The organism is Kitasatospora sp. NPDC024654, assembly GCF_055559155.1.
Genome location: NZ_JBVHLF010000190.1, coordinates 1 through 4,967, shown reverse-complemented (window position 1 = coordinate 4,967; position 4,967 = coordinate 1). Strand labels below are relative to the sequence as shown.

Below are 4,967 nucleotides of genomic sequence, written 5' to 3'. Positions count from 1 at the left end.
CGCCCTGGCCGCGCTGTGGCCCGCCCGCAGGCGCCGACGCACCAAGGCCCGCAGCAAGAAGAACGCCACCAGCAAGTACCAGCCGAACTACGGCAAGCACCCCCAGCAGGCCCAGCACTACACCGTCCACACCGAGATCCAGATCATGGAAGACGGAATCGCCTCCCGATCCCGGCACTGAACCGGGTTGCGCCGCAGGTCACAGGCTTAACGCAATGGTGTTGCGGTCAGCCAACGTGACAGAGCCCCGATCCCCACTGTCAGCCGCCCACTTGAGACGTCGTTGACCGCGGGCAGCTCTTTGGCGAGCACCTCACGGCTCGAGTGTGGCAGCAGAAGCTCTTGACCCACTCGCGTTTCGGCTCGGCGAAGTGCCCTTCCGGTACATAGCGCCGCAAAGCTGGAGGTCAGCTACCAAATCGAGATGCGATAATAGACCTTCGGGAGCGTGTGCGATCTGATAGCCTCTCGATCATGGCTGGTGAATCTCATGCCCTCCTTCGTTTACCCTCCGGACTGCGGGTGGTTATCGCTCCGGATTCCGAGGCCACCGCAGTTGGCGTGAGTCTGCACTACGGAGTCGGTTTCCGCGCTGAACCGGAAGGGCGGACGGGTTTTGCGCATCTCTTCGAGCACCTCATGTTCCAAGGCAGCAAGAACGTAGCCGCGTCGGACCATTTTCGTATTGTCGAGCTCTCAGGCGGCCGGGCCAACGGATCGACCCACCAGGACCACACCGACTACTACCAGGTGGTTCCACCGGGCGCGCTTGAGCGGACCCTGTTCCTGGAGTCCGACCGCATGCGCGGGATCACACTTCGCGACGAGACCCTGGCGGCACAGGTGCGCGTGGTCAAGGAGGAGGTCCTGCTAAACGTCCTGGACCAGTCCTACGGCGGGTTCCCCTGGATACCCCTTCCCGAAGTGCTCTACGAGAGCTTTCCCAACACTCACAACGGATACGGGGATTTTCGTGACCTGGACAGCGTGACACTGGCCGAGTGCGCGGAATTCTTCGACCGCTACTACGTGCCGGCGAACTGCGTTCTGGTCATAGCCGGAGCGGTGCACGCCGCCGACGCGACCGATCTGGCGACCAGGTACTTCGGCGACATCAGCCGGGGCGATCCCGCCATCCCGGTCGATCCGAGCGAAGAACCAGCGTACTCCGATCGAGAACAGGTGCGCACCGCCCCGAAGACGCCTCACTCGGCCATTGCGATCGGGTACCGGTTACCCGACGCGCTGGCCGATCGAAACGGCTACGAAGCGGCGGTTCTACTCAGCTCCCTGCTGACCGAGGGAGCCGGATCAGTTCTTTTCGAGACTGTCAGGAAGCCTGGCCTGGCGTCCGCCGTGTCGAGTTCCTGTGGTTTCTTCGGCCCCTATCGGGCCCGATACCCGGATACATTCGTCATCACCGCCGTCCCGGCTCCGGGGATCGCGCCAGAGCAACTGCTGACCGCCATCGACGCGCAGTGGGACCGCCTGACCGCGGATGGACCCGACCCGCGCGCACTCGCGCAGGCGGCCGCGCGCCGGAGCATGTGGGCGTTCCAGCAGCACGATGATCTGTGCGCCCGCACCCGACATCTCGGGACGACTCAACTGCTGTACGGCCAGGCCGAAACGCCGATGGCGCTACCGTCGCGCTACCAGCGGGTCACCGCCGGGGACGTCACACGGGTGATGAGGTCGATGCGAGCCGCGGGCCGCGGCGTCGTGCATCTCAGGCCCTCGGAGGTACAGGCGCCCCGGCCAGACCGGGCCGCGACCGTGGGAGTACTGGCATGAGGCAGTCCGCGTCGCCGTGGTCCAGGCACACGCTGCCGGTCTCGCTGCCCGCCCTGAGGCAGTCGGCTGCACCTGTACTTCCGCCCTACCTGGAGACCGTCCTTCCCAACGGCCTGCGTGTCTTCGCCGCGCGGCACCGCTCGGTGCCGACCGTGGAGATGCGACTTCGTCTGCCGCTCGTCGCCCTGACATCGATGGAGGCGGCGGCAGCAAAGGTCCTGTCCGCCGTGCTGATGCGGTCGGTGGGTGCCGACGCACCGTATCTCGCCGCCTCAGGGGCGCAGCTGACGTCCACCCGTGGGCTGGATCACGTGCTCATCAGCGGCCGGGTCATGACGGACGGGCTGGGGCAGCTCCTGTCCGGCACGGCGCACGCCCTGCAGACCGCGTGCTACACCGACGACGACGTGGCTGCGGAGCGCGCGCAGCTGGTGGTGCTGCTGCGCCACGCGCAGGACCGCCCCCGTGCGCTGAGCAAGGCGGAGCTCTACCGGTTGAGCTTCGGTGACGCACACGTCGCTAGGCTGTTGCCTGACTCCGCGGCCGCCTCGGGGATCACGGATACGGATGTGCGTGCTCTGCACGAGCAGGTGCTGGAGGTGGACCGTGGCTGCCTGGTGCTGGTCGGTGACGCGGACCCCGAGGTCATGCTCCGGCAGGCAGCCGAGGCCTTCTCCCTCCCCCTGCGCGGCCGCGACGCCCGCTGCCCCACGTCGGCTGTGACGCGCTCGGCCGGCGGTTGCCGTCTGGTCGACCGTCCTGGCGCGGCGCAGTCGCATCTGATGCTGATCGCTCCGGCACCGCCGCGCACGGACCCGGACCACGCGGTGGTGCGCCTGCTCGCCACGGTGCTGGGCGGCTATTTCGGTGCTCGCCTGGTCTCTCGCATCAGGGAGCAACTGGGTTACGCCTACCTGGTGGAGGCGGGCTTCGACAGTTCCTCGGGGCATTCCTCGCTGATCATCAGCGCGAGCACCGCCACCGACTCCACCGTGCCGGCGTGGCGGGAGACCACCCGCATCATCGAGGAACTGGCCGAACACGCGCCCTCGGAGCAGGAAATCGGAGCGGCATGCGAGGTGACGACCGGATCTTTCACGACGACACTCTCCTCGCAGCACGCCATGGCGACCACCGTGAGCGCACTGCTCGCCGAAGGCTTGCCACCGGACTGGCTGCGGACCTTTCCCGCTGACCTGCGGGCCGCTGCCACAGCTGAAGCAGTCGGTACGGCTGCCCAGCGGTATCTACGCGAGGACGCGTTCTGCGGAGTGGTCCTGGGGGATCGTGCCGCGCTGGGGAACGAAGCCGAGTGGCTTCGGCTGGGCAACACCGAGAAGGATCACAATGAGTGACGGATACCGCGGTTCGGACGGCCGGTGCCAGGACGATGCTCCTGCCCTGCTGCGGCTGCACGGGGTCTCACGGAGCTACGGGGACCACCAGGCACTGGCTCCCATCGACCTCACGCTGGAACGCGGCGAGTGCGTGGCGCTGGTGGGGACGAACGGGTCGGGGAAGTCGACGCTGCTGAGGGTGGCCTCCGGCCGGGAGCGCCCCACAGACGGGGTCGCGCTGCTGGACGGGGAGCCCATACGGGAGGAGGATCCGCGGACTCGTGCCCGAGTGGCCGTCGTCGGAGACACCGTGGCGTGCTATCCCGACCTCACCGTCAGTGCCCACCTGCTGCTCGTGGCAGTGGGGCATGGAATGGGGAGCGAGGCCGCCCAGTGGGCGGAGGAAGCGCTGGCCGAACGCGGGCTGACCGCGCATGCCGACAGCTACCCGTCCGCGCTCTCCTCCGGTCAGTTGCAGTCGCTGCTGCTGGCCACCGCCTTCGTCCGCCCGCGTGATCTGCTGATCCTCGACGAGCCCGAGCAGCGGCTCGACCCAGCCGCCCGGGACCGGCTGGCCGCGCGGCTTCGCCAGGAGAAAGAGGACGGTGTCGGCGTCCTGATGGCAACCCACCACACGGACCTCGCGCTGCGCGCGGCAGACCGGGTGGTCGTTTTGGACGCCGGCCGGGTGCTCGCCACCGGAGAACCGGCCGGGGTGCTGGCGGGGCTGAGTCTGTGAGCGCGCACCAGGACCTGGCAGCGGCCGCTGCGGACGAGGAGTGGGAGGAACTGCCGCCTGCAGAGGACTCCTTGTGGGACGAGATCTCCGACACCACCATCCGCCACCTGCGCCAGGTGCGGTCGGCGGCACGACGGCGGGAACGCCGCAACCGGCTGTTCACCAGCTATGTCGTCCTGCTAGTCGGCGGGATATACGGCGGGTCGTACGGAGCGTACGCGGCCAGGAACGGCGTGTTCGAGGCTCGTCCTCCGACCCACGCCCCGTGGCTGGGCGCGCTGCCGTCTGGCGTCATGGCCGTCGGTGTGGTGGTGCTGCTGGCCCTGATGCGCGCGGCGCGGTGGCGCGGACCGCTTGTGCTCGATCCGTTGACGGTGTCCTGGTTGCTGCCGCTGTCGATCCGCTGGGAGCGGATCATGCGGCCGAGGCACCGGGCCGCCGCTATCCGGGGCGCGTTGACGGGCGCGGCGGTGGGAGCGGCCGCCGGCCTGGGTCTGTGTCTGGCCGGTGTCGGCTCGCTGGCACGGGATGTGCTGGGTATCACGGCCACGGCGGGGGCGTTCGGTGCGCTGGCGGTGGGAGCGTCGTCCCTCGTCGCGACCGGCCGGGTCCGCGGCTCGGCTTGGTGGTCCTGGCCGCTGGCAGTGGCGGCGCTCGTGCTCGCGGGGCAGGCGGTGTGTGGCTGGTCCGGGGACAGGCCATCAGCCCTGGAGACGGCAGAGTTGTGGTCCGGTCCGTGGGGCTGGGGTGGTCAACTCGTACTCGCTGCCGCTGGCGTCGAATCCGGTACGCCCGGCCGCAGTTGGTGGGGCGCCGCGGCACTGCTGCTCGCCGCGACGGCGGCGTGTGTACTGGGCGCGGAGCGGACCTTGCCGGCGTTGACTGGCGAGTTTCTCCGGTCGCGCAGCCGGACGGCGGTGGGCGTGGCGAACGCGGTTGGCACCGCGGACTTCCGGCAGGCCAGACTGACCATCCGCGCCGGGGGGCGGTGCCGGCCCCCGGCGGGGTGGGGGGGGGGGGAGTGGAACCCCCCCTAGCTGTCTCCTTTTGTGGTGTGTGTGGTTTCGTTCCTTTCTTTCTTCTCCCCAGCCCGCCTT

The 4,967-nt window shown here is 68.9% G+C and carries 5 protein-coding genes; all 5 read left to right on the top strand.

Features of this window, described 5'->3' with window-relative positions:
- Positions 1 to 181 (top strand): hypothetical protein (locus ACZ38L_RS38470; RefSeq protein WP_465702628.1); only part of this gene is annotated, 181 nt, incomplete at its 5' end.
- 293 nt (positions 182 to 474) lie between these two features.
- Positions 475 to 1,794, top strand: coding sequence for a M16 family metallopeptidase (locus tag ACZ38L_RS38465; RefSeq protein WP_465702626.1), 1,320 nt, complete (start codon positions 475 to 477; stop codon positions 1,792 to 1,794).
- The gene (locus tag ACZ38L_RS38460; RefSeq protein WP_465702624.1) at positions 1,791 to 3,149 is read left to right on the top strand and encodes a M16 family metallopeptidase; all 1,359 of its coding nucleotides are present in this window, start codon (positions 1,791 to 1,793) and stop codon (positions 3,147 to 3,149) included. Before ACZ38L_RS38465 ends, ACZ38L_RS38460 begins: the two co-directional genes overlap by 4 nt.
- Positions 3,142 to 3,870 (top strand): ABC transporter ATP-binding protein, encoded by a 729-nt coding sequence (locus ACZ38L_RS38455; RefSeq protein WP_465702622.1) that lies wholly within the window; start codon positions 3,142 to 3,144, stop codon positions 3,868 to 3,870. The genes ACZ38L_RS38460 and ACZ38L_RS38455 overlap by 8 nt, the downstream gene beginning before the upstream one ends.
- Positions 3,867 to 4,907 (top strand): hypothetical protein, encoded by a 1,041-nt coding sequence (locus tag ACZ38L_RS38450; RefSeq protein WP_465702620.1) that lies wholly within the window; start codon positions 3,867 to 3,869, stop codon positions 4,905 to 4,907. The genes ACZ38L_RS38455 and ACZ38L_RS38450 overlap by 4 nt, the downstream gene beginning before the upstream one ends.
- Positions 4,908 to 4,967: the final 60 nt, after the last annotated feature.